We start from the raw sequence: 1,972 nt of genomic DNA on the forward strand, positions 1-1,972 counted from the left end.
GGCTCGCCGGGTTCGACGGCGCCTACCTGCGGTTCGCCGGAGAGCTGCGCGTCGAGCACTACAAGGGCGAGCAGCTGGTGGAGAGCCACACCGACGACGCGCTGTGGGAGTTGATGTACCTCGGGAAGGCCCGCCCCTGAGTCAGGCCCCATCGTTCGGGCGAAGCAGGATCCAAGGAGGCACACATGGCAAGCGCGGCTGCCGTCTCACGTGCGGCGCGCGGGACCGCGGATCCCGTCCGGGCGGTGTCGGTGGTGAGCACGGGGACCGTGGAGATCCACCCGGAGCAGCCCTACGGCACGAGCAAGCCGCTGTACTGGTGGCTGCTGACGTCGCGGCGCTGGACGCCACCCCGGCCGATCAACGCCTACCTCATCGAGCATGCCAAGGGGCTCATCCTGTTCGACACCGGCCAGGACCGCGCCTCGGTCACCGACGAGTCGTACTTCCCCGGCGGGTTCACGGGCTACCTCTATGACCGGTTGGCCCGGTTCCACATCCAGGAGGAGGACACCCTCACCGCGCAGCTCGCCACGCTCGGCTACGCACCGGCCGAGGTGGACACAGCGATCCTGTCCCACCTGCACGAGGATCACATCGGCGGGCTCTCCGAGCTGGGGGGTGCAGACCTGTTGGTCGCGGCGGCGGAGTGGGAGCAGCTCTCGGGGTTCAGCCCAGAGCTTCGGGGTTTCCTCCGCAAGCACATCACGATCCCGGGACTGCGGTGGCACCAGACCGGCTTCGAGCCGACCGGCAACGCAGGTCTGGCACCCTTCACCGAGTCGTTGGATGTCATGGAAGACGGTTCTCTCGTCCTGGTGCCGACTCCGGGTCACACGGCCGGGTCGATGTCCCTGCTGATTCGGCGACGCGAGCGGTCCCCGCTGCTGCTGGTCGGCGACCTCACGTATGGGGCCGAGCTGCTCCTGCGGGGGCGGGTCCCCGGCGTGGGTGCCCGCAGGCAGCTGGTCGAGACCACCAGGAAGGTGCTCGCGCTGAAGGAGAGGATGGCTGACCTTGTCATCCTTCCGGCGCACGATCCGACCGCCTCCCAGCGGCTGCTGGAGAGCTGAAGCTGGAGGCAACCAGTGAACCTGCGGTCCTCAGGATCAGCCCGGCGCCGCTACTACGTCTACGTGGTCGAGATGGACGACGCCGTCGGTCCCCGCCGCAACCCTGGGTATCCCTCCGTCTACGTCGGCCAGAGCGTGGTGCCGCCGAAGGAGCGCCTTCGTCAGCACAAGGATGGCTACCGATCCTCTCGGTATGTGCGGAAGCATGGGAAGCACCTTCGCCCAGGGCTGTATCGGCGCTTCAATCCGATGGCCACGCGCGACGGAGCCGTCGCAATGGAGCAGGAACTCGCCAGGCGCCTGCGGAATCGTGGCTACACGGTGTACGGAGGCCACTGAAGCGGCCGGGATGGGCTCGGGGATCGCGGTGGCCATGGCCGTGCTGTCACTGCTAGCGGTGCTGCGATGAGCAGGCCAGAGACGTCCAGCGGGACTGTGCCGAGCCTGGTGCCCGGCGCGCCCGGGCGGTATCGGGCGATCGGCGACTACGCCTTCCTGGGCGACTGCCACAGCGGCGCGCTCGTGTCGTCGGCCGGCTCGGTGGACTGGCTCTGCCTGCCGCGGCTGGACGACGGCAGCTACTTCGGCCGCCTGCTGGACCGCGAACGCGGCGGCTGGTGCGCGGTCACCGCGACCGACCCGGCGGCACGCGGCAGCCGCCGCTACCTGGACGGCACGCTGGTGCTGCAGACCGAGACGACCGTGCCGGGCGGCCGGGTGCGGCTCACCGACTGCCTGACCATGCGACCCGGCGGCGCCAGGCGTCCCTACCGCCAGCTGCTCCGGGTCGTCGACGGCCTCGAGGGTGCGGTCGACCTGCGGGTCGAGGTGGTCCCCCGGTTCGACTACGGGCAGGTGCGGCCGTGGATCCGCCGCGCCGGGCGGGCCTGGCAGGCGCT

At 70.1% G+C, this 1,972-nt stretch carries 2 protein-coding genes; both read left to right on the forward strand.

From position 1 onward, the window contains the following. Positions 1-185 precede the first annotated feature (185 nt). Positions 186-1,073, forward strand: a complete 888-nt coding sequence (locus VG276_11935; protein ID HEV8650087.1) for an N-acyl homoserine lactonase family protein — start codon at positions 186-188, stop codon at positions 1,071-1,073. 405 nt (positions 1,074-1,478) lie between these two features. Then, the coding region (locus VG276_11940; GenBank protein HEV8650088.1) for a trehalase-like domain-containing protein at positions 1,479-1,972 on the forward strand (494 nt) is incomplete at its 3' end.

It is taken from the genome of Actinomycetes bacterium, from assembly GCA_036000965.1.
Lineage (GTDB): Bacteria > Actinomycetota > CALGFH01 > CALGFH01 > CALGFH01 > DASYUT01.